Source organism: Nocardiopsis sp. CNT312 (assembly GCF_000515115.1).
GTDB lineage: Bacteria > Actinomycetota > Actinomycetes > Streptosporangiales > Streptosporangiaceae > Nocardiopsis.
In genome coordinates this window covers 51,013-76,486 of record NZ_AZXF01000024.1, presented here as the reverse complement: position 1 = coordinate 76,486, position 25,474 = coordinate 51,013, and the positions used below count along the sequence as shown (strand labels likewise).

27 protein-coding genes and 1 tRNA gene are annotated in these 25,474 nt (G+C 70.7%); 18 read left to right on the top strand and 10 right to left on the bottom strand.

From position 1 onward, the window contains the following. Positions 1–62: 62 nt before the first annotated feature. The 5 genes from B042_RS25020 (at position 63) to B042_RS23025 (ending at position 4,951) form a co-directional block, all read left to right on the top strand. Positions 63–1,637, top strand: coding sequence for a MinD/ParA family protein (locus tag B042_RS25020; protein WP_155989054.1), 1,575 nt, complete (start codon positions 63–65; stop codon positions 1,635–1,637). Between the two features lie 82 nt (positions 1,638–1,719). Then, the gene (locus tag B042_RS0112425) at positions 1,720–2,649 is read left to right on the top strand and encodes a universal stress protein (protein WP_028648565.1); all 930 of its coding nucleotides are present in this window, start codon (positions 1,720–1,722) and stop codon (positions 2,647–2,649) included. Positions 2,650–2,734: 85 nt separating this feature from the next. Further along, positions 2,735–3,664 (top strand): universal stress protein, encoded by a 930-nt coding sequence (locus tag B042_RS0112420; RefSeq protein ID WP_028648564.1) that lies wholly within the window; start codon positions 2,735–2,737, stop codon positions 3,662–3,664. Positions 3,665–3,792: 128 nt separating this feature from the next. Next, complete coding sequence (locus B042_RS0112415; RefSeq protein ID WP_028648563.1) at positions 3,793–4,275, top strand: DUF1269 domain-containing protein; 483 nt, start codon at positions 3,793–3,795, stop codon at positions 4,273–4,275. A gap of 67 nt (positions 4,276–4,342) precedes the next feature. After that, positions 4,343–4,951, top strand: a complete 609-nt coding sequence (locus B042_RS23025) for a GAP family protein (RefSeq protein WP_231493974.1) — start codon at positions 4,343–4,345, stop codon at positions 4,949–4,951. Here B042_RS23025 and B042_RS27075 read toward each other — a convergent pair. Continuing rightward, the gene (locus B042_RS27075; protein WP_369797699.1) at positions 4,878–5,237 is read right to left on the bottom strand and encodes a helix-turn-helix domain-containing protein; all 360 of its coding nucleotides are present in this window, start codon (positions 5,235–5,237) and stop codon (positions 4,878–4,880) included. The two genes, B042_RS23025 and B042_RS27075, sit on opposite strands and share 74 nt — an antisense overlap. A 21-nt stretch (positions 5,238–5,258) precedes the next feature. Here B042_RS27075 and B042_RS26100 point away from each other — a divergent pair, with 21 nt between their 5' ends. From B042_RS26100 to B042_RS0112370, 7 genes are all read left to right on the top strand, one after another. Continuing rightward, positions 5,259–6,857 carry a polymorphic toxin-type HINT domain-containing protein gene (locus B042_RS26100; RefSeq protein WP_028648562.1) on the top strand — a complete coding sequence of 533 codons (1,599 nt, stop codon included), beginning with the start codon at positions 5,259–5,261 and terminating at the stop codon, positions 6,855–6,857. Positions 6,858–6,866: 9 nt separating this feature from the next. Further along, positions 6,867–7,223, top strand: a complete 357-nt coding sequence (locus tag B042_RS0112400; RefSeq protein WP_028648561.1) for a hypothetical protein — start codon at positions 6,867–6,869, stop codon at positions 7,221–7,223. Positions 7,224–7,262: 39 nt separating this feature from the next. After that, positions 7,263–7,652 carry a hypothetical protein gene (locus B042_RS23020; RefSeq protein WP_036554822.1) on the top strand — a complete coding sequence of 130 codons (390 nt, stop codon included), beginning with the start codon at positions 7,263–7,265 and terminating at the stop codon, positions 7,650–7,652. Positions 7,653–7,838: 186 nt separating this feature from the next. After that, positions 7,839–8,240: a hypothetical protein gene (locus B042_RS0112390; RefSeq protein WP_028648560.1), complete on the top strand. Its 402-nt coding sequence runs from the start codon at positions 7,839–7,841 to the stop codon at positions 8,238–8,240. Positions 8,241–8,489: 249 nt separating this feature from the next. Next, a complete protein-coding gene (locus B042_RS27070) occupies positions 8,490–8,744 on the top strand; it encodes a helix-turn-helix transcriptional regulator (protein ID WP_081748750.1) in 255 nt (84 codons plus the stop codon). Then, positions 8,741–8,980 (top strand): hypothetical protein, encoded by a 240-nt coding sequence (locus B042_RS25715; RefSeq protein WP_155989050.1) that lies wholly within the window; start codon positions 8,741–8,743, stop codon positions 8,978–8,980. Before B042_RS27070 ends, B042_RS25715 begins: the two co-directional genes overlap by 4 nt. A gap of 192 nt (positions 8,981–9,172) precedes the next feature. Continuing rightward, positions 9,173–9,481: a hypothetical protein gene (locus B042_RS0112370; RefSeq protein ID WP_028648558.1), complete on the top strand. Its 309-nt coding sequence runs from the start codon at positions 9,173–9,175 to the stop codon at positions 9,479–9,481. Between the two features lie 93 nt (positions 9,482–9,574). On the opposite strand, the gene B042_RS0112365 is transcribed toward B042_RS0112370, so the two are convergent. Together B042_RS0112365 and alc are read right to left on the bottom strand one after the other, a co-directional pair. Next, positions 9,575–9,663: transfer RNA gene (locus tag B042_RS0112365), tRNA-Ser, on the bottom strand. Positions 9,664–9,748: 85 nt separating this feature from the next. Next, positions 9,749–10,873, bottom strand: coding sequence for an allantoicase (gene alc / locus B042_RS0112360; protein WP_028648557.1), 1,125 nt, complete (start codon positions 10,871–10,873; stop codon positions 9,749–9,751). Between the two features lie 136 nt (positions 10,874–11,009). Here alc and dnaN point away from each other — a divergent pair, with 136 nt between their 5' ends. After that, complete coding sequence (dnaN, locus tag B042_RS0112355) at positions 11,010–12,155, top strand: DNA polymerase III subunit beta (protein ID WP_036554820.1); 1,146 nt, start codon at positions 11,010–11,012, stop codon at positions 12,153–12,155. Positions 12,156–12,363: 208 nt separating this feature from the next. Here the strand turns inward: dnaN and B042_RS0112350 are convergent, their stop codons facing one another. The 3 genes from B042_RS0112350 to B042_RS0112340 form a co-directional block, all read right to left on the bottom strand. Next, positions 12,364–13,182, bottom strand: coding sequence for a DUF2786 domain-containing protein (locus tag B042_RS0112350; RefSeq protein WP_028648555.1), 819 nt, complete (start codon positions 13,180–13,182; stop codon positions 12,364–12,366). Between the two features lie 136 nt (positions 13,183–13,318). Next, positions 13,319–13,756 carry a hypothetical protein gene (locus tag B042_RS0112345; protein WP_028648554.1) on the bottom strand — a complete coding sequence of 146 codons (438 nt, stop codon included), beginning with the start codon at positions 13,754–13,756 and terminating at the stop codon, positions 13,319–13,321. 167 nt (positions 13,757–13,923) lie between these two features. Beyond that, complete coding sequence (locus B042_RS0112340; protein ID WP_028648553.1) at positions 13,924–14,430, bottom strand: NUDIX hydrolase; 507 nt, start codon at positions 14,428–14,430, stop codon at positions 13,924–13,926. A 426-nt stretch (positions 14,431–14,856) separates the two neighbouring features. Between B042_RS0112340 and B042_RS0112335 the strand changes: the two genes are divergently transcribed. Together B042_RS0112335 and B042_RS0112330 are read left to right on the top strand one after the other, a co-directional pair. Continuing rightward, entirely contained in the window at positions 14,857–15,057 is a 201-nt protein-coding gene (locus tag B042_RS0112335) for a hypothetical protein (RefSeq protein WP_028648552.1), read from the top strand. Positions 15,058–15,222: 165 nt separating this feature from the next. After that, positions 15,223–18,141 carry a BTAD domain-containing putative transcriptional regulator gene (locus tag B042_RS0112330; protein WP_028648551.1) on the top strand — a complete coding sequence of 973 codons (2,919 nt, stop codon included), beginning with the start codon at positions 15,223–15,225 and terminating at the stop codon, positions 18,139–18,141. Positions 18,142–18,147: 6 nt separating this feature from the next. Here B042_RS0112330 and B042_RS23015 read toward each other — a convergent pair whose 3' ends face one another. The 3 genes from B042_RS23015 to B042_RS23010 all read right to left on the bottom strand — a co-directional run bounded on the left by B042_RS23015 (position 18,148) and on the right by B042_RS23010 (position 20,830). Continuing rightward, positions 18,148–18,927, bottom strand: coding sequence for an oxygenase MpaB family protein (locus B042_RS23015; protein ID WP_036554849.1), 780 nt, complete (start codon positions 18,925–18,927; stop codon positions 18,148–18,150). Positions 18,928–19,130: 203 nt separating this feature from the next. Beyond that, positions 19,131–19,877 carry an IclR family transcriptional regulator gene (locus tag B042_RS0112320; protein ID WP_028648550.1) on the bottom strand — a complete coding sequence of 249 codons (747 nt, stop codon included), beginning with the start codon at positions 19,875–19,877 and terminating at the stop codon, positions 19,131–19,133. Positions 19,878–19,879: 2 nt separating this feature from the next. Continuing rightward, positions 19,880–20,830, bottom strand: coding sequence for a sugar kinase (locus B042_RS23010; protein ID WP_231493972.1), 951 nt, complete (start codon positions 20,828–20,830; stop codon positions 19,880–19,882). Positions 20,831–20,956: 126 nt separating this feature from the next. Between B042_RS23010 and B042_RS0112310 the strand changes: the two genes are divergently transcribed. The 3 genes from B042_RS0112310 to B042_RS0112300 are packed head-to-tail and all read left to right on the top strand — an operon-like array spanning position 20,957 to position 23,964. Next, positions 20,957–22,243 (top strand): amidohydrolase family protein, encoded by a 1,287-nt coding sequence (locus tag B042_RS0112310; protein ID WP_028648549.1) that lies wholly within the window; start codon positions 20,957–20,959, stop codon positions 22,241–22,243. Further along, positions 22,240–23,538 (top strand): alanine racemase, encoded by a 1,299-nt coding sequence (locus B042_RS0112305; RefSeq protein ID WP_028648548.1) that lies wholly within the window; start codon positions 22,240–22,242, stop codon positions 23,536–23,538. Before B042_RS0112310 ends, B042_RS0112305 begins: the two co-directional genes overlap by 4 nt. Positions 23,539–23,577: 39 nt before the next feature. Further along, positions 23,578–23,964, top strand: a complete 387-nt coding sequence (locus tag B042_RS0112300; RefSeq protein ID WP_028648547.1) for a RidA family protein — start codon at positions 23,578–23,580, stop codon at positions 23,962–23,964. Here the strand turns inward: B042_RS0112300 and B042_RS0112295 are convergent. Next, entirely contained in the window at positions 23,961–25,457 is a 1,497-nt protein-coding gene (locus B042_RS0112295; RefSeq protein WP_028648546.1) for an NAD(P)/FAD-dependent oxidoreductase, read from the bottom strand. The genes B042_RS0112300 and B042_RS0112295 overlap by 4 nt on opposite strands. Positions 25,458–25,474: the final 17 nt, after the last annotated feature.

The window sequence follows — 25,474 nt, the reverse complement described above, 5'->3', positions numbered from 1 at the left end:
GGTCGGAACCCGCTCCCGGTCAACCCTCTCTCACCCCTCAACGCCTCTTGGGGAGCACTCTGGTGGCACACAAGGAACACGATGGACCGGACCTGAACACCGGGACCCGCGACGAGCCGCTCTGGCACCCGCCCGCGGACGACGCGCGGGAGGAGGGCGCCTCAGACGACGCCGGGCCCGCGTCCGCCCCCTCACCCCGGGAGCAGTGGTTCGGCGGGTTCGAGGGGGCCGAGGCCCCGCCCCCGCCGCCCTACGCCCGGATCCCCGAGGACGACCGGGCACCGTCGCAGGAGGACCCGCCCGTGGAACCCGAGGAGGGTGAGGGGCCGGAGAGCGCGGACGGAGACGACGGCCCGGCCCGGCTGTTCCCCGACCGCCCGGAGCCGGTGCGCCCGTCCCTGCCCCCGCGACCGGTCCGGCCGGGGGCCAAGGAGGCGGAACCGTTCGGCACAGGCCGGACACGGGGGGAGTCCGACGTCCCCGAGCCCGAGCAACTGCCCCCTCTGGAGGTCGAACGCGTCGATCCGGCACCGGCCCCCACCGGCCCGGCCGCGGAGCGGTCCGCGACCGTGCCGGCCCCGGGCGGTGCTCCTGAGCCCGACACCCCCTGGACCGGCCAGACCCCGGTACCCCCGCGTTCGTTGGCCGGGCCACGGGCCGACACCGCGCCGTCGCAGAGTTCGCCGCGCCCGGCCCCGTCCCCGAGGGAGGGCGGCGAGACCGCCGAGTCGCTCAACACCGCCAACCTGGTGCGCACCCGTCGCCAGGGGCCCGACGGCGGGTGGCGCAAGGCCGTGCACACCATGACCCTGGGGCTGGTCACCCCGGGGGAGTCGGCACGGGAACGGCGCCACCGTGAACTCGTCTCCCGGGCGAGTACCCCCGTCGCCGGCGGACACCACCGTGTGGCGGTCCTCAGCCTCAAGGGCGGCGTCGGCAAGACCACCACCACGGTCGCCCTCGGTGCCACACTCGCCTCCCTGCGCGGCGACCGGGTCCTGGCGGTCGACGCCAACCCAGACCGGGGCACCCTCTCGGACAAGGTGCGCCTGGAGACCTCCGCGACCATCCGCGACCTGCTCAACGAGAGCCACCTGGTGTCGCGGTATGCCGACATCCGCGGGTTCACCTCGCAGGCGCCCAGCCGGTTGGAGATCCTCGCCTCGGACCGCGATCCCGCGGTCTCGGAGGCGTTCAGCGAGGAGGACTACCGCGAGGTGGCGCGGATCGTCGAGCACTTCTACTCCATCTGCATCACCGACTGCGGTACGGGGCTGCTCCACTCCGCCATGCGCGGTGTGCTCGGCCTCGCCGACCAGGTGGTGCTCGTGAGTTCGGCCTCGGTGGACGGGGCGCGCAGCGCCAGCGCCACCCTGGACTGGCTGGAGGCGCACGGGTACGGCGGCCTGGTCCGGGGCGCGGCCGTGGTCCTGTCCATGGTCCGGCCCAATTCCAAGAGCAGCATCGACCTGGAACGGTTGGAGGGGCACTTCGCCGGCCGGTGCCGGACGGTGGTCCGGGTGCCGTGGGACGGGCACCTGGAGGAGGGGGCGGAGGTGGATCTGGACCGGCTCGACGCCGGTACGAGGGACGCCTATCTGATGCTGGCGGCCAGTGTGGGGGAGGGGTTCGCCTGACCGTGCCGATCCGTTGGGCGGGGCTCTGGTGCCGTACGCCCCCGTGTCACCAGAATGGAGAGGACACGGAGAGGTTGTGAGGATGAGCGAACAGCAACGCGGTCACACCGTCGTGGTCGGGGTGGACGGCTCCCCCGCGGCCCATGCCGCCCTGGAGTGGGCCGCGGACGCGGCGGCCAGGCGCGGGGTGGGCCTGCGGATCGTGCACGGGCTGGGTATGCCTACGGAGGCCCGCGGTGCTTCGGACCGTGACACCGAGGCCGAGGAGGCGCGCAGGTACGGCAGGGAGCTGCTGTCCGACAGCGCCCACCTGGTCCAGAGGATCCGCCCGGAGGTGGAGGCGGCGACCGTGCTGTCCCCGGAGGACGGTCCGGACGCGGTACTCCACGAGGCGCGGCACGGCGACGTCATCGTGGTGGGTTCGCGCGGGTTGGGGGCCGTCCGGGCGATCGTCCATGGTTCGGTGACCACACGGGCGGCCTCCCATGCCCCCTGCCCGGTGGTGGCCGTCCCGGCCCATGAGGACCGGCCCACGCCCCTGGACGGGCCGCATGAACCCAGGGGGGTGATCGTCGTGGGTGTGGACGGCTCGGAGTCGTCCCGTAGGGCGCTGCGCTTCGGCCTGGACGAGGCCCTGCTCGGTGGTGCCTCGGTGGAGGTGGTCAACAGTTGGGAGGTGCCGCTGCCCGCGGACGTGATGGCGCTCGGGACGGACGTACGGGAGGCGCATGAGGAGGTGTTCGACCGGCAGTCCGAGGAGATCGTCGCTGGTGTGCTCGCGGAGGTGATCGACGACCGCACCGAGCGGGTGGACATCAGCGCGGTCCGTACCCAGACCGACCCCGTCGATTCCCTGGTGGCCGCGGGCGACAGAGCGGATCTGGTCGTGGTCGGCTCGCGTGGCCGGGGCGGCGTGAGCGGCCTGGTCATGGGGTCGGTCAGCCAGGGGGTGATCCGCGGGTCGCGGATCCCCGTGGCGGTGCTGCCCCCGCACTCGGAGGAGACGGAGTGAGAACGGCCGGAGGACGCCGCCTGTGCCGCTGCCGTGTCAGCACTCCTTTTTCGGTGATCATGGAGAGTAGACGTAGGGGGAGAACATGGCCAAGCAGACAGAGCACCATCCCCACGTGGTGGTGGGGATCGACGGTTCGGACAACTCCAACGCGGCTCTGGAATGGGCGGCGGTGGAGGCGGACCGCAGAGGGGTGCCGCTCACACTCGTGTACGCGCTGGGCATGCCGCTGATCGTGACCGCCTACGGTCGGCCGGTCCGTTTCCAGCCGACCCAGGAGATCTCCGACCAGGCCGATCAGGTGATGACCCGGGCCGTGAAGCGGGCCCAGGAGATCGCGCCCTCGGTGGAGATCAAGACGATGACCGACTTGGAGGAGGCACCGCTGGCGATCATCCGCCACTGCCACCCGCACGACCTCATCGTGGTCGGGACGAGGGGCATGGGGTCGGTCGCGTCGGTGTTCGCGGGGTCGGTCAGTGTTCGGTTGGCCGCACACGCACCCTGCCCCGTCGTCGCCGTGCCCGCCGCTGTTGGCGGCAGCCCGAAGACCACGGCCCTGGACAGGGTCGTGGTCGGTGTGGACGGGTCCAAACACGCGCGCCGTGCCCTGGGGCTCGCCGTGGACCTGGTGAAGGAGGGTTCCGGGGAACTCGTCGTGGTCAATAGCTGGGAGGTCGTCTTCCCGCACGACCCGGTGGCACTGACCGCCGCGGGGTACCAGAGGCAGGACGAGGTGCTCGACCGCGAGTCCGAGTCGATGGTGGCCGAGCTGATCGCCGACGTCATCGACGCACAGGGCGACGAGGCGGGCGTCCCGGTCAGCGTGATCCGCACGCCGAAGTCTCCAACGGACGCCCTGTTGGACGCCGCCGAGGACGCGGACGCGATCGTCGTCGGCTCCCGTGGGCGGGGGAGCGTGCTCGGCCTGCTGCTGGGCTCGGTGAGCCAGTCGGTGCTGCACCGGTCGAAGGTTCCCGTGGTGATCCTGCCCAAGCACGCCGACGAGGAGTAGGGGAGGGCGGACGCGATACGGCCGGACCTTTGTCGACCGTTGACCTTGTCCGGAGACGGGTGCGGGAAGGCTCGCACCGGACCGGGCCCGAACGGAGGGCCCGGCGATGACGGGAGATACGTACACCCATGGCTCAGCTCATCGTTCTCGGCGTGGCCGACCGCGACACCGCCGAAGAAGCCCTCGACATCGCCGCCAGCCTCAACAGGCAGGAGCTCCTGCGTCTGCAGGACGGTGCCTACGCCTACAAGGACGCGAAGGGGCGTCCCCGCATCCACCAGACGGTGAACACCACCGGCAGGGGCGCTCTCGGCGGCGCCCTGTGGGGCACGCTCATCGGGCTGATCTTCCTCAACCCGATCCTGGGTATGGCGGTGGGCGCCGCCAGCGGCGCGGTCGCCGGCAAACTCACCGACATCGGCATCGACGACGACATGATCAAGCAGATCGGTGCCCAGCTCGACGACGGGCGCGCCGCGGTGTTCCTGCTCACCGACATCAACGCCGCCGACCGGGTCGTCGAGGCCTTCCGTCCGCTGGACCCCAAGGTCCTCCGGACCAACCTGTCCAAGGACGACGAGCGGGAGCTCGTCGAGGCGCTGCGCGCCTGAGCCGGGCCTCGCCCACGCCGCCGGTGCGCGTCGCGCACCGGCGGCTCAGGTGTTGAGAGGGGAAGCCGTGTCCGGTGTGTTCGCCGGCATGCTGCCGTTCGTCTTCGGCCTCATAGCGGCCCTGCTGTCCGTCGTGGCGGTGATCGTGCTGCTCACGGCCGACGGCGGCCGGGGCAGGGCGGTCGCGTTCATCGCGGTGTGGACGGCCGTGCTGTTCGGTGGCGCGCTCGTCGTCGCACTGCTCACCGGTCTGGGGTACGGCGGCGCACCGCCCGCCTGGGTCGGCGCGGTGCAGTCGCTGGCCGGCACGCTCATGCTGGTCCTCGCCGTGCGGAGACTGCGGAGCTCGCTGCGCTCCTCCGGAGACGGGGACCCCGAACCGCCCGCGTGGGTCGCCACCGTCAACGGGCTCACCCCGGTGAAGGCCATGGGACTGGCGGCCGCCATAGCGGGTCTGGTCCCCAAGAATCTCGCGATGTCCCTCGGCGCGGGCACCGCCATCGGCGTCGGCGGCCTCGGCGCCGGGGGCTCGGCCGCGTTCGCGCTCCTCTTCGCCGTTCTCGGTGCCGTCGGCCTCCTCACGCCGCTGGCGGTGGCTCTGGTCAGGGCCCCGATGGCGACCGCGCACTGGAGCGGGCCCTCACCTGGCTTGTGGCCCGCCATGACACCGTCATGATGACCCTGCTGTTCGTCTTCGGCGGCGTGTTCCTNAGGACCCGTTGGCGGATCACCGGGTCGGTGTCCATCAAGCGCTGTTGGGGGCGGGCCCGGCGGGCCTTGGCGCGTTGGTGGGCGGTGGTGGCCCGGTAGCCGCGCTTGCTGGTGTTGCGGGCCAGCTCGCGGCTGATCACCGACTGGTCCCGGCCGACCAGCCGGGCGATGGCTCGTACGCCTTCTCCTCGCGCGTTGGCGAGCGCGATCTCCTCGCGTTCAGCGAGGGTGAGCATCCGTCGTTCTGGCATGAGCAACCCCTGTGACCTGTGATGTTGCTACGACGGTATGACACCACCGCCTCCTTCGTGGAGTATGCCGCTGTCGTCGCGTTGGCCTCCATCATCGCCACAGCCCTGTTCGCCTCCGGGATTCCACTCCGGATCGGTGATGGGATCGCCGATGCGGTGGATGACGGGTTGAGCGCGGACGGGTCGGTATCCGAAGGAGGCGAGGGAGAACCCGGCTCGGGCGGGTCCGCAGGGTCGACGGACGTCGAGCCGGCTCCCCACAACCCGGAGGAGGACGGGGGCGGTGTCACCCCTGCGGTATGGACCGGCGGCGATGACTTCGTCGTCCAGCAGACGTGGTCCTTCGACGAGTCCTGGGAGTGGGGGACCGGCGGTCAACCCGCCTTCGAGTTCGAGGACCACGGAGACTACAACTGGGACTGCGGCTGGGTCTTCCACTACCTCTGTCGTGCCGGCGGAGGGCTCGCCCAGGGGGCCGATGGGGCCATCGAGGACGGCAAGACCGCCTTGTGCCATGTCCACCTGTGCAGCAACGACAGCTTCGAGGACGCGTGGTCAAACACCTGGGACGGGGTGACATCTCTGTGGGACGACCCACTCGGCAGCCTCGAGGGCATGTGGGACGGGTTCTGGGAGACGCCTCAGCGCAATGACGAGAACCTGTCCGGTGGCGATGCCTTCGCTAAGAACTTCGGATACTGGGTCACGCAGATTCCCGGTACGGTTCTCAAACCCTTCAAGTTCCTCGGTGACGGAGGGCGTTCGCCCGACCGGGATGGCGACCAATCCCAGGATCAGGACGGAATCGACTGCTCCAACAGTTTCGTCCCGGGGACCCCGGTGCTCCTCGCGGACGGTACCGCGAAACCCATCGAGCTGATAGCGGTCGGTGACCGGGTGCTCGCCTCCGACCCGGAGACGGGAGAACAGGGACCACGCGAGGTCACCCACCTCATCACCGGCGGCGGCGCCAAGACTCTGGTCGACGTGGTCGTGGACGACGGTTCGGGTGGCACGGCCTCGGTGACCGCCACAGACAACCACCTTTTCTGGGAGCCGGAACAGGGTTGGACCGACGCGATCGACCTCGAACCAGGCAGTTGGCTGCGTACTTCGGCCGGGGTGTGGGTCCGGGTCGAAGCCGTCGACGTGTACACCGTCGCCGAGCAGGACGTCCACAACCTCACGGTCGAGGACCTGCGGACCTACCACGTCGTGGCCGGGCGGTCACCGCTCCTGGTCCACAACTCGGGTCCATGCCGGGAGGTGGGACCGTACGAGTCGACCGGTTCGGGCCAGGACCTCAAGCGGACTGCTCAGGTCGGTGACGACCAGTGGCACTTCAACACCGGTCACGGGTACGACCGGCCCCACACCGGACCAGGCGGGGTACAGACCGACCTGAGGACCACCGATCTGACCCCCGACCAGATCGAACACCGGATCGTCAACGACGTCTACGACCACATCGACAACGGGGGGGCCATTCCCCAGCCGGGCACTCAGAGCTTCCGACCCCGCCAAGGGACGGTCCAGATCGACGGCCACAGCATCGGATACCGTGTCATCCTCAGACCCGACGGGGCGTATCAACTCTCGACGTACTGGCTCAACCCGTAGGGAGCGCGCATGCCTGACCTTTCCAGGGTGGTCGAGAACCTGAGACTGGCTGTCGAGGGCGGGGGCGCTCAGCGTCGGCAGGACGCCTCTAGGGACTTTGTGGAGGAAATCACCTTCGCGACCACCGACGAGATCCTGGCGATGCTCAGGAGCGAGCTCACGCGCGACTGGATGGCCCTGCCTCCATGGGCCCGCAACCTCGCCTACCGTCTGGCTTGTCTGCAGCGTCCCGACGATCCCGCGCTGTTGCGCGAGGCGGCTGGGGACCTGCTGGCTTTCGGGCCGGACTGGGACGAGCACGCGGAGGAACTACAGCGGCGCGCCGACCGGTTGGAGAGCCCGGACGCGCCCAGCGAACACGCGTGAGCCACACCGAACCCACCCGAGACACCCATGGATGGTTCGATGGAGAAGAAGAGACCGCCGCTCGCGGTGCGGGCCCAGCGGGTTCTGTTGTGGTTCCTCGCCGTGATGATGTTGGGCAACGCCCTATGGTCGGTCGCGGAGGTCGGAGGGGGTGCCTTCGGGGTTGGTTACGCCCTGCCCTACTTCTTCCTCACCGCCTGCTTCGCGCTGTTCGCGGCACGGATCGGCCACGGCGAGAAATGGGTCTGGGTCAGCCTGCTCGTGTTGTACGGCCTGCTGATCCTGTTGCAGGTCGGCCGTGTTCTCGGCGGGGACCCATCCGGCCTGATCGGGTTGCTCTTCCTCCTCCTAGGGCTGGTTCTGTCCCTACGGTCCACGTCACGCAAGCACTTCTCCCGTTCTTGCCGCTCTAGCCCCTACAAGGTGTGATGGCGCCGATCGACGGCCGGCTCGGCGCCCGGCCGGTCGTCAGTGGCCCCGCCCACGCCGGACGAGGAAACGAACGAGGATCCCATGGTCTTCCCTCAGCCTTCTCACCAGTACCCACAGTTCGTCGCGGGCGGCCCCGGCTCTACCGGCGGTCCTGAATCCCCACAGCGTGATCGGGGACCTCGTATGCCCGTTCCGCTCCACGCCCTGAGGGTCATGCTCCTGCTGATGCCCGCGTGGACACTCGTCATGATCCCCAGTTCGATCCGCTGGGAGAACATCCATCTGTTCGGTGTCATGGACGTGCTGTTCGCGCTCTGGCTCATGCTGCCCGCTGTCGTCGCCCTGGTCTGCGCGCTCCTGATGCACCGGGGTGGACGGGCGGTCCTGTACGTCGTCGCGGGGCTGTGCGCGACCATCGTGGGGCTCAATTTCTGGTTCCACGTGTTCGGTGGTCCGCCGGTGCTCCAGGCGATCCCGTTCACCGTGCTCACCGCGGTTGCGCTGTGCTTTCCGTCGTCCTGGCGTTATGCCCGAGAGCGTCAGGTCCGGCGCAGGGAGTACACCGCCGAGGCAGGGGATTTCTGAACGGTGCCGCGCTCGTCGTTCTGCTCAGCGGTCCGGCGGGCGACCGCGCACTGGAGCGGGCCCTCACCTGGCTTGTGGCCCGCCATGACACCGTCATGATGACCCTGCTGTTCGTCTTCGGCGGCGTGTTCCTCGACAAGGGNCTGACCGTCCTGGCGGGCTGACGGCGGCCTCGGCACCGTGTGACCGGAGGCACGTGAAGAAGCCGTGTCGGACCCGTGAGGGGACTGAGGGTCACTCTGCTGCCGTATGGCAGCAGAGGAGGCGGGAATGGATCACGACACCGCCTTGTCGCGGGCGGTTACACGCAGGATGGAGCAATCGGGGATGAGCGCCCGCCAGCTGTGTCGGAGGGCTGGAATGGACTCGGGCAATGTGTCCCGCAAGCTGGCTGGGCGCGGGTGGCGCTACGCGGACCTACACAAGCTGGCTGCTGCGCTGGGCGTCGCCCCTCATCTTCTGGTCGCCGAAGCCGGTCGCCTAGGGAAGGAGGAGAGGGAATGAGCGAGACGTGCAGCCCTGAGGGAGTGGACGCGGTGATGATTCGCGGACCGCGCAGGCCCGGGGAAGATCTGGCATCGGTGATCCGTAGGGCATTGATGGCGCTGAACGACCGCGACCGGTTCGCCGAACCCGAGCCCGAACCGCTCCCGGTGGATGAACCGGACGCCTGGGACTACACCGAGGACGGGGAACACATTCGTGTCGTGGGAACCGACATCGTCGTTCCTGCCAAATAGGGAGCCTCGTGAGCTTCTACTGTGTGAACCCTGTTCGGTTGAGGGGGAGCCGGGACGGCGACGGGCCCGGACACGTGCAGCGGGGTCGGCGCTTGGGTGTGGTGCTCTCACGTCTGGACTGGTCGACCGTGGTCGTGGTCTCCACATCCACCAGTGACCAAGGTGCGTCCTCGGAACCGTTGGTCGCCTCGTGTGCGTCTGGAGGACCTGGAGACGACGGCGCTGATCGATCAGATGACCGCCATGGACGCCTCTGATATCGCGTCTTATTTCGGCGGATTGACGTCTCCCGAAGAGACCAGGAACTCCACCGTGTGCTTTCGCTCTGGGTGGGGATTCCCCGAGCATCCGGATGAACCCATTCACGGAATCCGCTTCTTGATCCGGGTTCTTCCCACCGCAGGATTCGGTTACTCGACTCCTGCGCCGAAACAGAGGTCGGTCGATGCCACTATCGTCGATACTTCACTTCCGGACCTCTATCAAGCAGCCTCCATGTGACCGCCGCACACTGAAGGCCGGTGGCCCGTGGGGACCACCGGCCTTCGGTGTGACTGCTGCGGGGCGCTGACCTGGGCCAGGACCCGGATTCGGCGGAGGGTGTGGGATTTGAACCCACGAAGCCCCGTCAAGGACTTGGTGCTTTTCAAGAGCACTGCACTCGGCCGCTATGCGAACCCTCCCGGTGGAGCACGACGCTCCGCCAGTCATGGTAGGGCATGCGCCGCTCTTGCACACCCGGCTTCCCGGGGGCCGTCCCGCTGGCCCTCAGCCGGCCAGCTCCTCCCAGCGCCGGACCAGGGCGGCGTGGCCGACGTCGGTCAGCGAGCCGTACACGCGCAGGCGGGCGATCCCGCCGTCGGGGAAGACGTCGGTGCGCACGTGGGTGACGGTGAGCGGGGTGTCGAGGAGAAACCGGTGCGGGCTGTCGGGTTGCAGCCTCGTGCGGTCGACGATCTCGAACCACGTGTCCGGGTCGTGCTCGGCGTCACATCCCAGGACGGTCACCCACCCGGCGGCGTTGCCCTTCAGGTAGGCGGTGTCCACCTCCAGCGCGCGGACCGAACCCTGCGCAGCGAGCCGGAGGCGCACCCAGTCGTTGCCGTGGTCCCTGCGGCGGCGGTTCTCCCAGCCGTCGTCCATCTTCGCTGACCGGCCCGGGGCGATGATGTTCTCCGGTGGGGAGTAGAACCGGTCGGAGGCGTCCTCGACCGTCCCTCCGTGCTCCAGGGCGGCCAAGTCGAACCCGCCCAGGGCGGACAGCCACGCCGGGTCGGCGACCGGTGTGCCGTACACCCGCAGGCGGGCGATCCCGCCATCGGGGAACTGCTTGAGCCGCAGATGGGTCCAGCGCCGTCCGACGGCGGTCGCGAAGTCGTTGGCCGCGTGCCCGTATACCGGGGTGCGCGGCACGATCTCGGTCCACTCGGCGGCCATGAGCGCCTCGGGGGAGGGCGCGCCCTCGACATGGGTGGCCTCGACGCTCACCTCGGCGGGGTGGTTGCCGCGGAAGTGCGCGGTGTCCACGACGATCCCCTGGACGACTCCGGGCAGGCCGAGCCGGACCAGGGCCCAGTCGTGGTCGTCGTCGGCGGGGTGGGGCTGTTCGGCACTGGTGCCGCGTCGGCGGCGGGTCTCCCAGCCGTCCATGGCCTTGCCTTTGTGGCCGAAGGCCTCAGGGTCGAACACGGCCGGGCCGGGGACGAGCAGGTTCTCCCGGTCGGCGAAGAACTCGTCGTTGGCGGCGAGGACGGAGCCGCCGAGCCGTCGGCCGGCGAGGTCCGTCAGGCCGGAGAAGTCGCGTGTGGCGGGCCTGTGGTCGGCATAGGGGTCCCCGCCCCGGTAGGGGCGGGCGTTGTAGTCGCGGGGATCGACGGAGGCCGGTGGCGTCATGCTCTTCCCGTGGGCTGTGGAACGTGTGGTGTTCCCACGATCCCAGTGCGGGGCCGTGCGCGTCCACGTCCGGGCCATGGATTGTCGGTCCTTCTGGGTAGGTTTCCCGGTGTCGACACCATGAGGAGGCAGTGGCGTGAGACTGCGAGTGGACCGCGACGCGTTCGCCGAGGCGGTCGCCTGGACGGCTCGTGCCCTTCCCGCCCGGCCCGCCGTGCCCGTGCTCGCGGGCATGCGCCTGCGGGTGGCCGAGGACGGCACCTCCCTGTACCTGTCCGGGTTCGACTACGAGGTCTCCACACGGGCGTCGGTCCACGTGGTGGCCGAGGAGGCGGGTGCCGCCCTGGTGCCGGGCCGCCTGCTGGCGGAGATCGTGCGCAACCTTCCGCAGGGGTCGGTGAGCATCGAGAGCGACGGACCCAAGCTGCTCGTCACGGGGGGCGCGGCACGCTTCACGCTCGTCACGATGCCCTTGGAGGACTATCCGGACCTGCCGGGAATGCCCGGCGTCATCGGATCGGCGCCCTCCGACGTGCTGGCGGCGGCGGTCCGACAGGTCACGCCCGCGGCGAGCCGGGACGACACCCTTCCCATGCTCACCGGTACGTACATGGACTTCTCAGGCGACACCCTGACCCTCGTGGCGACCGACCGCTACCGGATCGCGCTGCGCGAGATGTGGTGGCAGCCCGCTGAGCCGGGGATCGACACGGCGGCCCTGGTGCCCGCCCGTACGCTCGCCGACATCGTGCGCGGCCTGGTGAGCAAGTCGAACGTCGATATCGCACTCGCGGCCGACGAAGGCCGGCCGATCGGTGCGGTGGACGGCATGGTGGGGTTCGAGAACGGGGAGCGCCGTACGACCACGCGGCTCATCGACAGCGATTTCGTCAGGTACGCCTCCTGGTTCCCCACCGAGTTCGCCGCGCGGGCGGAGGTCGCCGTGGGCCCGCTGCTGGAGACCGTCAAGCGGGTGGCGCTGGTCGCCGACCGGGGGACCCCGCTGCGGTTGGCCTTCGCCGAGGGGGAGGCCGTGCTGGAGGCGGGGTCGGGCGATGACGCCCAAGCCGTCGAGTCCATGGGGGTCGCCTACGAGGGGGATCCTCTGCGGGTGGCGTTCCGTCCGGACTACCTCATCGACGGTCTCGCCGCCGTGGAGACCGATACCGCTTACCTGCATTTCACCGAGCCGACGAAACCCGCGGTGATCACCGACGTGCCCGCCAAGGAGGGCGCCGCGCCGGCCTTCCGTTATCTGGTCCAGCCGCTGCGGCTCTCCTGAACAGGGGCGGAACCGGGATCTCCGGGACTTCTCCGCCGATGTCCACAAGTTATCCACAGGTGTCTCGAATGCCTGTGGATAACCCAGGGCCATGGGTGTTCAAAAGGTGCGGGTCTTCCCCGGGAAGGCTGCTTGTCATGGCTTTGACATGCGAACACGTCGAAGATCCACAAGTCGGGGCGGCCTGTGGATAACTTCGCGGTCCGGGCTATTCGCCCTCGGTCAGAGTGGACGTCCCGCCGGCGTTCACCGAAGCTCCCAACCCCAACTCCGCCTCGCGCCCGCGGCGGTACCCGGCTCGGTACCCGGCTGCGCTGTGCGTGCGTTCGGGGCGGTGTTTGCGCAACTGCGGGAACTGCCGCTGGAACTCCTCGCTGACGCGGTGAACGTCGTCGCGCAGCACCAGTTCCGCCCCGCGGGACGATTCCACACCGCCGTTCTCCCCCGTACCGCCGGAGTCCTCGGCCCCCTCATGGGAGGCCGCCTCCTGGAGCCGGGCACGGAAGTCGCGGATGCGTTCGGCCACGGCCTGTCCGTAGGCCCGCACGAACGACCGGTAGTAGCGCTTGCGTTCGGTCTCCAGTTCCGAGCGCGTGTAGTTGCGCAGTTCCCGGATATCGCTCACGTGCGTCGAACTCATGAACCTGGCCGAGGCCTCCATCTGCATCGAGATGGACGGCAGCAGCATACGCAGCGCCTCCAGAGCGTCCACGGTACCCACCAGGATGATGGTGCGGTCGGCGTTGGTGGCGTTGTTGCCGCGCACCGCCGACTGGCAGCCGTACGCCGCGGCGATGTCCGCGAGGGCGCGGACCCGTGCCTTGCCGTGGCCGCCCACCCCCGTGACCGTGTAGTCCATGCGGTTGATGGCGTCGGGTGCCTCGCCCCGTTCGGCTCGTGCCTCGGCCTCGGCGATCGCGTGCCGGGTCATCAGCTCGGCTGCCTTGGCGGTGAACGCCTGGCTCTCGGCATCGGTGACCGCGGGGTCCTCCGCCATGCGGAGAAGCCCGCGGACCCGCTCGACCATCTTCTGACGAGCAGCTTCAGTCATCGGCGCCCGGTCGTCTCCCTAGGTGAGTGTCGGTGGTTCCGCCCATCGGCGGGAAACACCGAGCCTAGGCCTTCTTGTTCCCGACCACCATCGTGGTGCCCCCGAAGGCGGGCTAGTTCTTGTCGCCCGCCACCATGGCGACGATCCCGATGATGACCCACAGGACCAGGCCCGCGCCCAGACCGGCGAACAGGGCGCCGAACAGCCCACTGAAGATCGCGAAGCTGCTGATCACGGATGCGACATAGCTCACGATGGCGGTGGCGCCGCCGCCGAGCAGAGCCGGAGCCGCCGCGTAGCGGAACGGATAGGTGGCTGCCCACCGGCGGCCCCGGCGGTCGGCCTTCTTGCGGAGCACCCCGCCGACTCCACCGATCAGGGCGAAGAAGAAGATTCCGGTCGTCACCGCCCCCGGGATACCGGCCAGGCCGAAGTTCATCAGGAAGGAGAGGGCGCCGGCGACCGAGCCGCCCACGACCGACGCCCCCCAGGGCCAGATCATCGTCGCCGAGGCGACAGGAGTGAATGCGTTACCGCGCTCCAGCGTCATGTTCACCGCTCCAGTCGAATCGCGTGACGCCCGTCCTCGCACGGCCGTCTCCTCCAGCATGCGCTCCGGGGCCCGCCGTGACATCAGGGCACGTCCCTGATCTACCCCGGAGGCACCCCTGCGGCACCCGGGGCGGGGCCGTACGCGGCCCCGTCTCCGTCCAACGATCAGCCGGCCGCCGGAGTGCCCGGCGCGGCCTGGTCACCGATCGCGGCCAGGTCGGCCCACAGGTGCGCCCAGGTGGTGCGGAACGCGGGGAGCAGGGGCAGCGACTCGGTCTCGGAGACGGGGACCCAGCGGACCTCGTCGCTCTCCGCGTTGCCGACGCCGAAGGGCGGCAGGTCGGGGACGCGTGCAAGGAAGGTGTCGTACCGCCACACGGTGAGGTCGTGTTCGTAGCTGCCGACGATGGTGAAGTCGCTGAGGTCTCCCGAGACCTCTTCCCGGAATTCGCGGACCGCGGCTTCCAGCGGGGTCTCGTCACGGTTTCGCGCTCCGCCGGGAATGCCCCACATTCCACCCATGTGTGTCCATTCTGCGCGGTTCTGGAGGAGGACATGGCCGGTACCGGTCACGTCGGTGGAGTAGAGCAGAAGCCCTGCGGCTCCGTAGACTCCCCAGCGTCGGCCTCCGCCGGGCAGGTGCACCCAGCCGTTGCCGTCTCCGTCCAGCATCGAGTCCTCCATCCGTGTCGCGCCGACCTCAGGCCGGTCCGTTCTCCCCCATGTTCCACCCCGGAGATGGCGCCTGCCCGAAGGGGACCTCCCCGGGGCGGCGATGCTATACCGCCACACCTTCTGTGAACCCGTCGCCGGGGCGACCTCTTCCCCGAGTGGGGCAGAGGTGAAAGCGGACTGAAAGCGGGACGGAAGATGCTCTTCTTAGTGTGGAGCACGTTCGACGCGACCGGCTCCCACGAGAGGACGGCTCGTTGCCGGTCCGGAGTTCGTTGGACACATGCCACCCGTGGCGCGTCGCAGGCGGAGCCGCCGCGGGTGGCCCTCCACCCCCGGGGGGGCGGGTCCGTGGTACTTGGTAGTAACAGAAGGCGTAGGGCCGCGCTGCGGCTTTACACGAGTGCGGTGAGACGAGGAGTCCGAGTGCCGAAGATGCTGATGGTCGACGAGGAGTTCGACGCGATCATCTCGGGTATCGAGCCCGCGGCGAAGATGCGGCCGATGGACGACCCGGCCCCCAGGGAAGGGGTGCCGGCTCAGTCGGAACCGCGTGAGGGGGCCCCTGCCAAGGAGGAGCCCGCCAAGAGCGAGCCTGCCAAGGAGGAGCCCGAGGAAGGCGCATAAACCGGATCGAGCATCCGAAAAGTCACTCCGAGTGCTGGTACAGAGGGGGCACTCGGAGTCTTTTTCCTGCCCTTGTCCGTACAGGGAAGCACTTGCCCTTGCTAGGGTTCCTTCGTGGAATTCGGTGTTCTTGGTCCCATCACCGCTTGGTCCGACGGACGACGGATTTCGGTCGGCGGACCTCGTCAGTGCTGCGTACTCGGGGCACTGTTGGTGCACTTTCGCCGAGAGGTCACCGTCGATCAGTTGATCTCCTACCTGTGGAGCGGTGACCCCCCGAGGACCGCCAGATCCGTCATCCAGGTGCAGATCTCCCACCTCCGGCGGGCCTTTCCGGGGCACATCCGCACGACACCGGGCGGATACGCACTCGATGTGGACGCCGAGGCCGTCGACCTCCACCGTTTTCGCCTGCTGAGGGACGCCGCCTCGTCGGCAGAGCCAGAGAGGGCCGTCGAACTCCTGGAACAGGCACTGTCCTGCTGGCGCGGGGTCCCCTTCTCCGGGGTCGGATCGGACTTCCTCGAACAGTCCGTGGTCGCCCCCCTGCGCGAGGAGCACTCGTCCGCCGTGATCGCGTGGGCGTCCAACGCCCTCGAACTGGGCCGCTGCGCCGATGTGGTCTCCCGGCTGACCCCGCTCGTGAGCGAGGACCCGTTCCGGGAGAAGACGCACCACCTGCTCATCACCGCCCTGTGGCGTGACAACGAACGGGCCCGTGCCCTGGCGCTGTACGAGGAGTTCCGGGCCAGGCTCGCCGAGGAACTGGGGGTGGACCCGGGGCCCGACCTGGTCTCGCTCCACGCCCGGATGCTGCGTGGGGACTCCGCGGACGAGACGGGGGCGCCGGGGCAGGGCGACCGCTACCTGGTCCGCAGCGACCTCCCTAGGGACCTGCCCGATTTCACGGGGCGGAGGGAGGCCCTGCGACAGCTGCACGAGATCTCGGCCTCGGGCGAGGACCGCGCCAAGGTCTGCGTCATCACGGGGACCGGTGGCGAGGGCAAGACCACCACAGCGGTCCGCTTCGGTCACGAGTGCGCTCCGTGCTACCCCGACGGCCAGATCTTCATCGACCTGTACGGATACACGGCCAACAAGGAACCCCTCGACCCGGCCGCCGCCTTGGGGGCGCTCCTGCGCGCCGTCGGAACGGCCCCCGAGTCCGTACCCGACTCCCTGGATGAGCGCTCCGCACTGTGGCGGGCGACCCTCATGGGGCGCAGGGTCCTGCTCGTCCTAGACAACGCCATGGGTTACGCGCAGGTCAGCCCCCTGCTGCCGTCCTCCCCCGGTTCGATGGCGCTCATCACCACCCGCAACGAGCTCTCCGGCCTCAGCGGTGCCTCCTTCCTGTCACTGGGCATGTTCGACGAGGCGTCGTCCCTGGAACTCCTGGGCCGGGTGCTAGGGGAGGAGCGCGTTCGGGAGGAGCCGGACCAGGCGCGGGAGATCATCCGCATCTGTGGCGGACTCCCGCTCGCCCTGAGAGTGATCGCCGGGCGCATGCTGAGCCGACCGCGGTGGTCCTTCGCGCACGTCGCCCGCAGGCTCGGTGACCAGAGCCGCACGTTCCGCGAGCTGAGTGTGGAGGGGCAGAGCGTCGAGACGGCGATCGACCTGTCGTTCCGGAGCCTCAACGCCGACCAGCGGCGGACCTTCCTGCTGCTGGGGCTCATGATCGGGGACACCGTCGATCTGGGCGGGGCGGCGACCCTGCTGGGCCTGTCCTTCGACGACGCCGACGACGCCCTCCAGGAACTCGTGGGGATGTGCCTGCTCGACGAACCGCAGGGCGACGTCTACCGCTTGCACGACCTGGTCAAGGAGTTCGCGCTCAGCCGCAGCGGCGTACTGGAGCCCGGGAGCGGGGAGGAGGCCAGGAAGAACCTGGCGGCGTACTACCTGTCGATGGCCGAGCACGCGGCCGAGCTCATGGGCAGCCGCTTTCGCGACCGCGAGACGACCCACCGCACGGACCTGTCCGGCCGGGCCGACGCCGAGGAGTGGTTCTCCCGCCACCAGGAGAACCTCGCGGACACGATCGAGTACTTCGCCTCCTGCGACAGCGGGGACCACGCGTGGCGGATGGCCGACTCCGTGTGGCGCTTCTACGCGCTCCACGGGCACATGGGGCTGCTGATCAGCTCCCAGGAGCGGGCACTCCAGGCCAGCGACGACCAGGGGAACCTGCGGGGCCGCGCCGTGACGCTCATCGGGCTGGGTATCGCCCACTACATCTCCGGCCGTTTCGACGAGGCGCTGGCCTTCCTCACCAAGGCCAGGGTGCTCCTGGAATCGGTCGGGGACCGCCGGGGCATCATCCGCGCCCTAGCCAACCTCGGTATGGTCCACGAGCGGATCGGTCGGTTCGGCGAGTCCCTGGAGGCCTTCCAGGGGGTACTGGACTACGCGGTGGAGATGGGCGACACCGAACTGGAGGCCCATCAGTGGGGGAACCTCGCCGTGCTCCGGCAGACGCTCGGGCAGTACCGGGAGGCCCTGCACTGCGCGGAACAGGTGATCGCCAAGACCGTGGGCCAGGACCAGGACGAGGCCAGGGCGCACGCCAAACGCGTCATGGGCGAGGCCGGGACCGGGCTCGGGGAGTTGGCGGACGCCTTCCGCCACCTGGAGGAGTCCCTGGAACTGTCCGCCCGACTGGGGTTCGTGGGCAACCGGATCTACGTCCACAACTCCCTTGGCAACGCCCACCGGGCCGCCGGATCCTGGGACGAGGCCGTCGGTGCCCACACGGCGGCGCTGGAACTGGCGGAGGAATCGGGTGACCGGAGCGGTGACGCGGAGATCCTCACCGACCTCGGCCTCACGTATGCTGCCGCAGGACGACCGGGCGAGGCCGCCGTCGTGCTGGAGCGGGCCCATGCCACGGCGCAGGAGCGGAGCGAGCGCTACGCCGAGGCCCGCGCCGCCCTGGCGCTGGGGCGGATCCCGGCCCCGACGGTGCCCGCCGACCGGGCCCGTGAACTCCTCAAGGCGGCCGAGCGGACCTTCGCCGAGCTGGACCTGGGCGAGGCCGACCAGGCCCGTGCGGCACTGCTGAGCCTCGAATCCGTCGTTTGAGGGCGTTCAGGTGACGGCTCTCCGCCGCCGGGGCGGCCGGGTCCAGCCGCCGTTCCTGCGCATCGACCGCAGGTAGAGCCTGCCCGGGAGCGTGCGCAGCGCGTTCGGAAGGTGCGGGTACAGGGCCCGTACCGCCCGCATGAGTCGGTCGAACCACCGCTGGTGCCGCGCCGACCACGGAATGCGGAACGCCTCGCGCAGGTCCGGGGGCAGGAACCCGCCCGCGAGGAACCGCTGCGCGCGGGTGAGGGGCCACAGCAGCCGGTTGTGCGGCCGGAACAGTTGCCGGGAGATCTCCAGGGCCGGCCCGCCCACCTCCAGCCGTGTCACGGCCCGGCGCCAGTAGGCGTCGAACCCCTCCGGGGTGGCGGGCCAGTCCTGGGCGGGCAGGCCGAGGGCGGTGGCGTAGACGGAGGCCTCGGTCAGGAGAGCCGCCGCCTCGTCCGGTTCGAGGCGCCTGACCGTCAGTTCGTACATGCGTGTCCACGTGTGGAACAGCGTGGCGGCGACCCACAGCAGCAGTTCGGGGTCGAGGGCGTCGTACCCGGGGCCGCGCACCTTCCGGTGGAGCGCGCGGACGATCGCCTGGACGCGGGCGCGCTCTTCGTCGGTGCCGAAGGAGGTCCCGTACACGTAGTAGAGCGTGCCGCGCAGCCGGTGCAGGGGCCGGGAGGCGAAGTCGCTGTGGTCGTACACCCCCCGGGCCACGCCCGGGTGGGCGATCTGGAGGAGGACCGCGTACGCCGAACCGATGAAGAGGCTCGCCTCGGAGTGGACTCTGAGCATCGGCGAGGTGGGGTGGTCGACCCGGGGTCGGTGCGGCAACGGGCCTCCCTGTACGCGGTCTGCCGTTCGCGGGGACGTACTCGGACGGTGATCATTCCCGTCCGCGGGGCGGGCGAACCGTTCCGGCGGCTCACGCTGTGGGGCGGCGCTCTGGTGATCGCCGGACAGGCGGTGGCGGCGGTGGCCGGGTGGCGTGGTGCCGGTCAGGGTCGGCGTCGGCCCAGTTCCTCGCTGATGTCACGGGCCGCGGCGGTGAGCCGCCCGGTCAGCGCCAGCAGGCCCTCCCGGTCCAGCACCATGCGGGGAGCGGAGACCGAGACCGCAGCCACCGGACGTCCGTCGGCGCCCAGGACCGGTGCCGCCACACAGTGCACGAACTCCTCGTGTTCCGCCTCGTCCAGCGCCCACCCCCGTTCGGCGGTCAGGGCCAGGTCCGCGTCGAGCGCGGCCCGGTCGGTCAGGGTGGCGGGCGTGCAGCGCGCGAACGGCGGCGGGCCGAGCAGGGTGTCGCGCTCGTCCTCGGACAGGCGGGACAGGATCGCCTTGCCGACGGCCGTGGCGTGCAGCGGGGCGAGCGCACCCACCCGCGAGTACATGCGCACCGTGTGACGTGACTCCACCTTGTCCAGGTACACCACCCGGCCGTCCTCCAGCGCGCCCAGGTGGACGGTCTGCCCGGTGGCCTCCCCCAGGTTCCGCAGGTGCCGGGCGGCCAGGCCGCGCACGTCGAACCCCTCCAGCGCGGCCGCGGCCAGGGTGGCCATCCGCGGACCCAGCCGGTACCCGCCGTCATCGGTGCGCAGGACGAACCGCTGCTCCTCCAGGGTCCGCAGCAGCCGCAGAGAGGTCGTGCGGTGCACGTCCAGGCGTCGCGCCAGTTCGCTGATCGTGGTGGGGCCGTCCGCGAGTTCCACGAGGATGCGCATGGCCCGTTCGACACTGGAGGACACCGTCAGTCCCTCCCCCGCGGGTCGCGACCGGGTCGCTGCCCAGTCTCCCGGGCCGCCGCGTGCCCCGGTCCGGGGGTGGGGGCGTCACCGGGGATCCCCAGGACCCTCCCTGCGGTCCGCGCGCCCTCGGCCAGGCAGTCGGGGACCGCCGCCCCCTCCAGTAGCCGCCCCAGGAACCCGGCGGCGAAGGCGTCGCCCGCGCCGACGGGGTCGACGACCGACACCCGGGGCGCGGGCTGGAACCAGGACCGGTCGTGCCGGACGGCCATGGCGCCCTTGGCCCCCTGCTTGAGGACGAGCAGGCCGGGGCCGTGTAGGAGGCCGGCCAACTCTCCCGGGTCGGAGGTGCCCCACAGCGACGCAGCCTCGTCCGTGCCGCAGAAGACGATGTCGCAGCGCCGCGCCAGGCTGAGCAGGGTGTCGGCGTTGTGGTCCCCGTGCAGCGCGGGGCGGTAGTTCACGTCGAAGCTGCGCAGGGTGCCGTCGGAGGGAACGGACAGCAGGTCCTCGACCAGCGCGAGGCAGGTGTCGGACAGTGCCGCGGTGATGCCGGTGGTGTGCACGAGGCGGGGCCGCAGACGCCGAACCTCGGCCGCCGTCTCGGGTCCGAGCGCGGAGGCGGCCGACTCTCGCCGCCAGTAGTGCGCCCGGCCCCCGCCGGGACCGGGCTCTTTCGTGTACAGCCCGGTGGGGCGCTCGGGGTCGACGCGCACGAGGCAGCGCACCCCGGAGGCGGTCAGCCGGTCGCGGACCAGCCGTCCGAACACGTCGTCGCCCACGGCGCCGAGCCACGCTGCGCGGTACCCGGCACGGGCCAGGTGCACGGCCACGTTGGACTCGGCGCCGCCGATCTCGGCGCGCAGCAGGGGCACGCCGTCCCGTGAGTCGCCGTCGGGGACGAGCAGGGCCATGGTCTCGCCCACGCACACGGCGTCGAGCTGCTGTGCGTCCACTCCGGCCTCCCACCTGCCCGGTCCATGCGGGAGCTTGACCCGCCCGACGGCCGAATGCTATTCCTGGCGCTGGAAAATACGCAACAGTGTTGCATATAGTGCAGCAAAAGTGCGGGGGTGGTCGGTGTGTGGGACCTGATGCTGCGCGGCGGCCGGGTCATCGACCCCGCCTCGGGGCTCGACGGGACCGCCGACGTCGCCGTGCGCGCGGGCCGCATCGCCGCAGTCGCCCCCGGCCTGCCCGCCTCCCGGGCCGTCCGGACGGCCGACGCCTCCGGCCGCCTCGTCCTGCCGGGCCTGGTCGACCTGCACACGCACCTGTGGCGCGGCGCCACCTACTGGGGGTTGGACGCCGACGCCCTCGCCTGGCGGACCGGTGTGACCACCTGGGTCGACGCCGGGTCCGCCGGCGCCTACGCGATGGACGGTCTGCGCCGCTGGGCCGCCGACCCCACACCGCTGCGCGTCCACGCGCTGATCAACGTCTCCGGACTCGGGCTGGTCGGCCGCACCGGCGAGCACCACGTCCTGGAGAACCTCGACGTGGACGCCGCCGCGGCCGTGGCCGCCCGCCACGGCGACCTGGTCCGCGGCGTCAAGGCCCGCATCGACCGCCACACCGTCGGAGCGCACGGGCTGGAACCGCTGCGCCGCGCGGTGGCACTCGCACGGCGGCTGGAACGGCCGCTCATGGTGCACATCGGCTACGGGCCGCCCTCGATCGGCGACATCGCGCCACTGCTCACCGAAGGAGACATCCTCACCCACTGCGCCACCGGAGTCGCCGCCGGACTCGTCGCCGACGGCAGGCCCACCGACACCCTGGCCCGGCTCCGCGACACCGGCGTGGTCTTCGACCTGGGCCACGGCTCGGGTGCGTTCGACTTCGACGTGCTGGAGGCCGAACTCGCCGCCGGGATCACCCCCGTCGTCTCCACCGACCTGCACGTGCGTTCCGTGCACGGCCCCGCCTTCGACCTGCCGACGGTCATGGGCAAGGCCGTGGCCGCCGGGATGGACCTGGCCGAGGCGGTGCGCTCCGCCACGGTCCGGCCCGCCCGCGCGCTCGGCCTCGCGGGCGGCACACTGGCGGTCGGGGCGGACGCCGACATCGCGGTCTTCGACGTCGAGTACGGCGCCTTCCCCGTGGTGGACGTGCACGGCGGGACCCGTGAGGCGCCGCTGCGGCTCACCAACACCGCCACCTACGTCTCCGGCCGGGAACTGCCGCCATGCGCCGCACCGCCTCCGCCGGAGTGGGTGCCGCTCAGCGCGGCTCAGGAACATGCCGAGGCCGAGCGCCGTTCGCGGATCCGCGATTCCGTACGGCACCTGGACCGCCCCGAGGACTTCGACGCACCCTTCCCCCGATCCGCCGACGAGGAACACAGCGATGGAGGAACGCGCCGATGACCGAACCCGCCGAGGCCCCCGCCGGGCCCGCGCTGCCCGCCGACCGGCTGGCCGCCCTCGACGCCCTGCCGGTGGACGCGCGCTCCCTGCCCACCAGCCCCCTCAGCCCCGACCAGGTCCGTGCGGCCGGTCTGACCCTGCACGACCTGTGGCTGCCCGCCGTCACGCTCGATCAGAGGGCACTGGAGCACAACCTCGACCGCTTCGCGCGCTGGTGCGCCGCACGCGGCGTCGGCCTGGCCCCGCACGCCAAGACCACCATGGCCCCGCGCCTGTGGTCGGCCCAGCTGGAGCGCGGAGCCTGGGGCCTCACAGCCGCCACCGTCGCCCAGGCCCGCACCATGCGTGACCACGGCGCTCCCCGCGTCCTCATCGCCAACGAGGTCGTCGAACGGAACCAGCTCGCCTGGATCGCCGACGCCCTCGCCGACCCCGCCTTCGAGGTCATGTGCCTGGTGGACTCCGCGGAGGGAGTCCAAGCCATGGGGGCGGCCCTGGCCGGGGCCGTGCGCCCCCTGCGGGTGCTCGTGGAACTGGGGCCCGAGGGCGGCCGCGCGGGCGTGCGAGACATGGAGGACGCGCTGGCCCTGGCCCGGACGGTGGCGGCGAGTCCCTCCCTCGCCCTGGCCGGGGTCGAGGCCTTCGAGGGCGTGTTCCCCCAGCGCCGCGACGACGACTCGCCCGCCCGGGTGCGCGCCTGGTTGGACCGCTTGCCCGAGTTCGTGCGCGGCGCCGACGCCGAGGGGCTGTTCTCGGAAGCCGGTGAAATCATCGTCACCGCCGGCGGCAGCGCCTTCCCCGACCTGGCCGACCAGGCCCTGGCGCGGGAACTCGACCTCTCACTGCCAGTCCGCCGCATCCTGCGCTCGGGCTGCTACGTCACCCACGACGACGTGTTCATGGAGCGCGTCTCACCGCTGCGCTCGGCCGCCGACGACGACCCGCTGGTCCCCGCGCTCACCTGCTACGCGCGCGTGCTCTCGCGCCCCGAACCCGGGCGGGCGATCCTGGGCGCGGGCAAGCGCGACGTCTCCTTCGACATCGACCTCCCCCTGCCGCGCGCCCTGCTCCGCGACGGCGAGCGCGTCCCGCTGGAGGGTACGGCGCGGATCGCCACGCTCAACGACCACCACGCGTTCTGTGACTTCGACGCTGCCGACGAGCGCGCGCCGCGAGTCGGGGACGTCGTCGAACTGGGGTTGTCCCACCCGTGCACGGTGTTCGACAGGTGGCCGCTGATCCCCGTGCTCGACCCCGGTCTGCGTGTCGTGGACGCCGTCCGCACGCTGTTCTGAGTCCCGCCCCGTCCACCTCAGCGGAAAGAAGGAAGACCTGTGGCTGCGAAGAAGCTGACCGTCTCCACACCCGACGCCGCCCCGCCCGGCGGCCCCTACTCGCAGGGCGTCGTCGCCGGGGACTTCGTCTACATAGCCGGATGCACCCCGCACCTGACGGACGGCTCCCTCCTGGAGGGCACGTTCGAGGAGCAGACGCGCGCCGCGTTCGCCAACCTCGCCGCCATCGCCCACGCGGCGGGGGCGACCCTGGCCGACGCCGTCCAGGCCCGCGTCTACCTGCGCGACCTGGACGACTTCCAGGAGATGAACGGGCTCTTCGCTGAGTTCTTCGGCGACGAGCCGCCGGCGCGCACCACCCTCCAGGCGGACCTGCCGGGGTTCGCCGTCGAGATCGACGCGGTGCTCTACGCCCCGAAGGGCTAGAGAGCCGCGGAGGGACGCGCGGCCTCGGCCCGGGAGAAACGCAGCTCGGGATCGGTGACGCTGTCCGCACGCAACAGTTTGACGTCGGAGTGGTAGGAGAACGAGGTCAGCCACGGCAAGCGGTCGCCCTGGCGCGGCAGCGCGTCGATGGAGCGCTGGACGTACCCGGCGGAGAAGTCCAGGAGCGGCCGCGTCGCCATCTCCGGCCCCGACACCTCCGGGCGGCAGACGTCGTACCCGCGGGCGTCCATGTGGCCGAGCAGCCGGCAGAAGTGCTCGCACAGCAGCCCGACCTTCAGCGTCCACGACGAGTTCGTGTACCCGATGGCGTAGGCGAAGTTCGGTACCCCGGAGAGCATCATGCCCTTGTAGGCGACCGTGTCGGGCAGGTGCACGGGGCGGCCGTCGACAACGAGAGCGATCCCCCCGAACACCTTCAGGTTCAGGCCGGTGGCGGTGATGATGACGTCGGCCTCCAGTTCCCGTCCGGACTCCAGCAGCACCCCGTTCTCGGTGAAGGTGCTGATCCGGTCGGTGACCACCGAGGCCCGCCTCCGGTGGACGGCCCGGAACAGGTCGCCGTCGGGGACCGCGCACAGCCGCTGGTCCCACGGGTCGTACGGCGGGTTGAAGTGCTCGTCCACCGGGAAGCCCTCGGGCAGCAGCCGGGTGTTGACCCGGCGGATCAGTTTCCGTGCCGCCTGCGGGTACTTCTGGCAGAAGGCGTAGACGGCGCGCTGCTGGGCTATGCCCTTGCGCCGTGCCAGGGCGTAGCCCAGCCTCGGCCCGAACACCTTCTTCAGACGACTGGAGAGCCGGTCCCGCTTGGGCACCGGCATGACGTAGGTGGGGGTGCGCTGGAGCATCGTGACGTGGGCGGCGGTCTCGGCCATCGCGGGCACCAGGGTGACCGCCGTGGCACCGCTGCCGATCACCAGGACCCGCCTGCCCGCGTAGTCGAGGTCCTCCGGCCAGTGCTGCGGGTGCACGATCTCGCCGCGGAAGCGCTCCCTGCCCTCGAACCGCGGGGTGAAGCCCGCATCGTAGTCGTAGTAGCCGCTGCCGCAGAAGATCCACCCGCAGGTCAGGCGGACCCGCTCCCCGGTGTCGGTGCGCTCGGCCTCGATGGTCCACCGTGCCCGTTCCGACGACCACGAGGCGCTCAGCACCCTGTGCCGGTAGCGGATGCGGGCGTCCACGCCGTTCTCGTGCGCCGCCTCCCGCAGGTAGTCGAGGATCTTGGGCGCGTCGGCGATCGCGTCCTCGTCCCGCCACGGCTTGAACTCGTAGCCGAAGGTGTACAGGTCCGAGTCCGACCGGATGCCGGGGTAGCGGAACAGGTCCCACGTGCCGCCCAGGTCCTCCCGGGCCTCCAGGATCGCGAAGCTCTTCGACGGGGCGCCGGTCGTCAGGTAGCGCGCGGCCCCGATCCCGGAGATCCCCGCTCCGATGACGACGACGTCCAGGTGCTCGGTCGGCGTGTGTGTGGTCATGTCCCTCTCCGCTCCGA

Excerpts from the sequence above, each read along its gene's own strand:
- B042_RS0112425 (WP_028648565.1), top strand. The coding sequence starts at position 1,720 with ATGAGCGAACAGCAACGCGGTCACACCGTCGTGGTCGGGGTGGACGGC.
- B042_RS0112420 (WP_028648564.1), top strand. The coding sequence starts at position 2,735 with ATGGCCAAGCAGACAGAGCACCATCCCCACGTGGTGGTGGGGATCGAC.
- B042_RS0112415 (WP_028648563.1), top strand. The coding sequence starts at position 3,793 with ATGGCTCAGCTCATCGTTCTCGGCGTGGCCGACCGCGACACCGCCGAA.
- B042_RS26100 (WP_028648562.1), top strand. The coding sequence starts at position 5,259 with ATGTTGCTACGACGGTATGACACCACCGCCTCCTTCGTGGAGTATGCC.
- B042_RS0112400 (WP_028648561.1), top strand. The coding sequence starts at position 6,867 with ATGCCTGACCTTTCCAGGGTGGTCGAGAACCTGAGACTGGCTGTCGAG.
- B042_RS23020 (WP_036554822.1), top strand. The coding sequence starts at position 7,263 with ATGGAGAAGAAGAGACCGCCGCTCGCGGTGCGGGCCCAGCGGGTTCTG.
- B042_RS0112390 (WP_028648560.1), top strand. The coding sequence starts at position 7,839 with ATGCCCGTTCCGCTCCACGCCCTGAGGGTCATGCTCCTGCTGATGCCC.
- B042_RS27070 (WP_081748750.1), top strand. The coding sequence starts at position 8,490 with ATGGCAGCAGAGGAGGCGGGAATGGATCACGACACCGCCTTGTCGCGG.
- B042_RS25715 (WP_155989050.1), top strand. The coding sequence starts at position 8,741 with ATGAGCGAGACGTGCAGCCCTGAGGGAGTGGACGCGGTGATGATTCGC.
- alc (WP_028648557.1), bottom strand. The coding sequence starts at position 10,873 with ATGACGCCACCGGCCTCCGTCGATCCCCGCGACTACAACGCCCGCCCC.
- B042_RS0112350 (WP_028648555.1), bottom strand. The coding sequence starts at position 13,182 with ATGGTCGAGCGGGTCCGCGGGCTTCTCCGCATGGCGGAGGACCCCGCG.
- B042_RS0112345 (WP_028648554.1), bottom strand. The coding sequence starts at position 13,756 with ATGACGCTGGAGCGCGGTAACGCATTCACTCCTGTCGCCTCGGCGACG.
- B042_RS0112340 (WP_028648553.1), bottom strand. The coding sequence starts at position 14,430 with ATGCTGGACGGAGACGGCAACGGCTGGGTGCACCTGCCCGGCGGAGGC.
- B042_RS23015 (WP_036554849.1), bottom strand. The coding sequence starts at position 18,927 with ATGCTCAGAGTCCACTCCGAGGCGAGCCTCTTCATCGGTTCGGCGTAC.
- B042_RS0112305 (WP_028648548.1), top strand. The coding sequence starts at position 22,240 with ATGACCGAACCCGCCGAGGCCCCCGCCGGGCCCGCGCTGCCCGCCGAC.
- B042_RS0112295 (WP_028648546.1), bottom strand. The coding sequence starts at position 25,457 with ATGACCACACACACGCCGACCGAGCACCTGGACGTCGTCGTCATCGGA.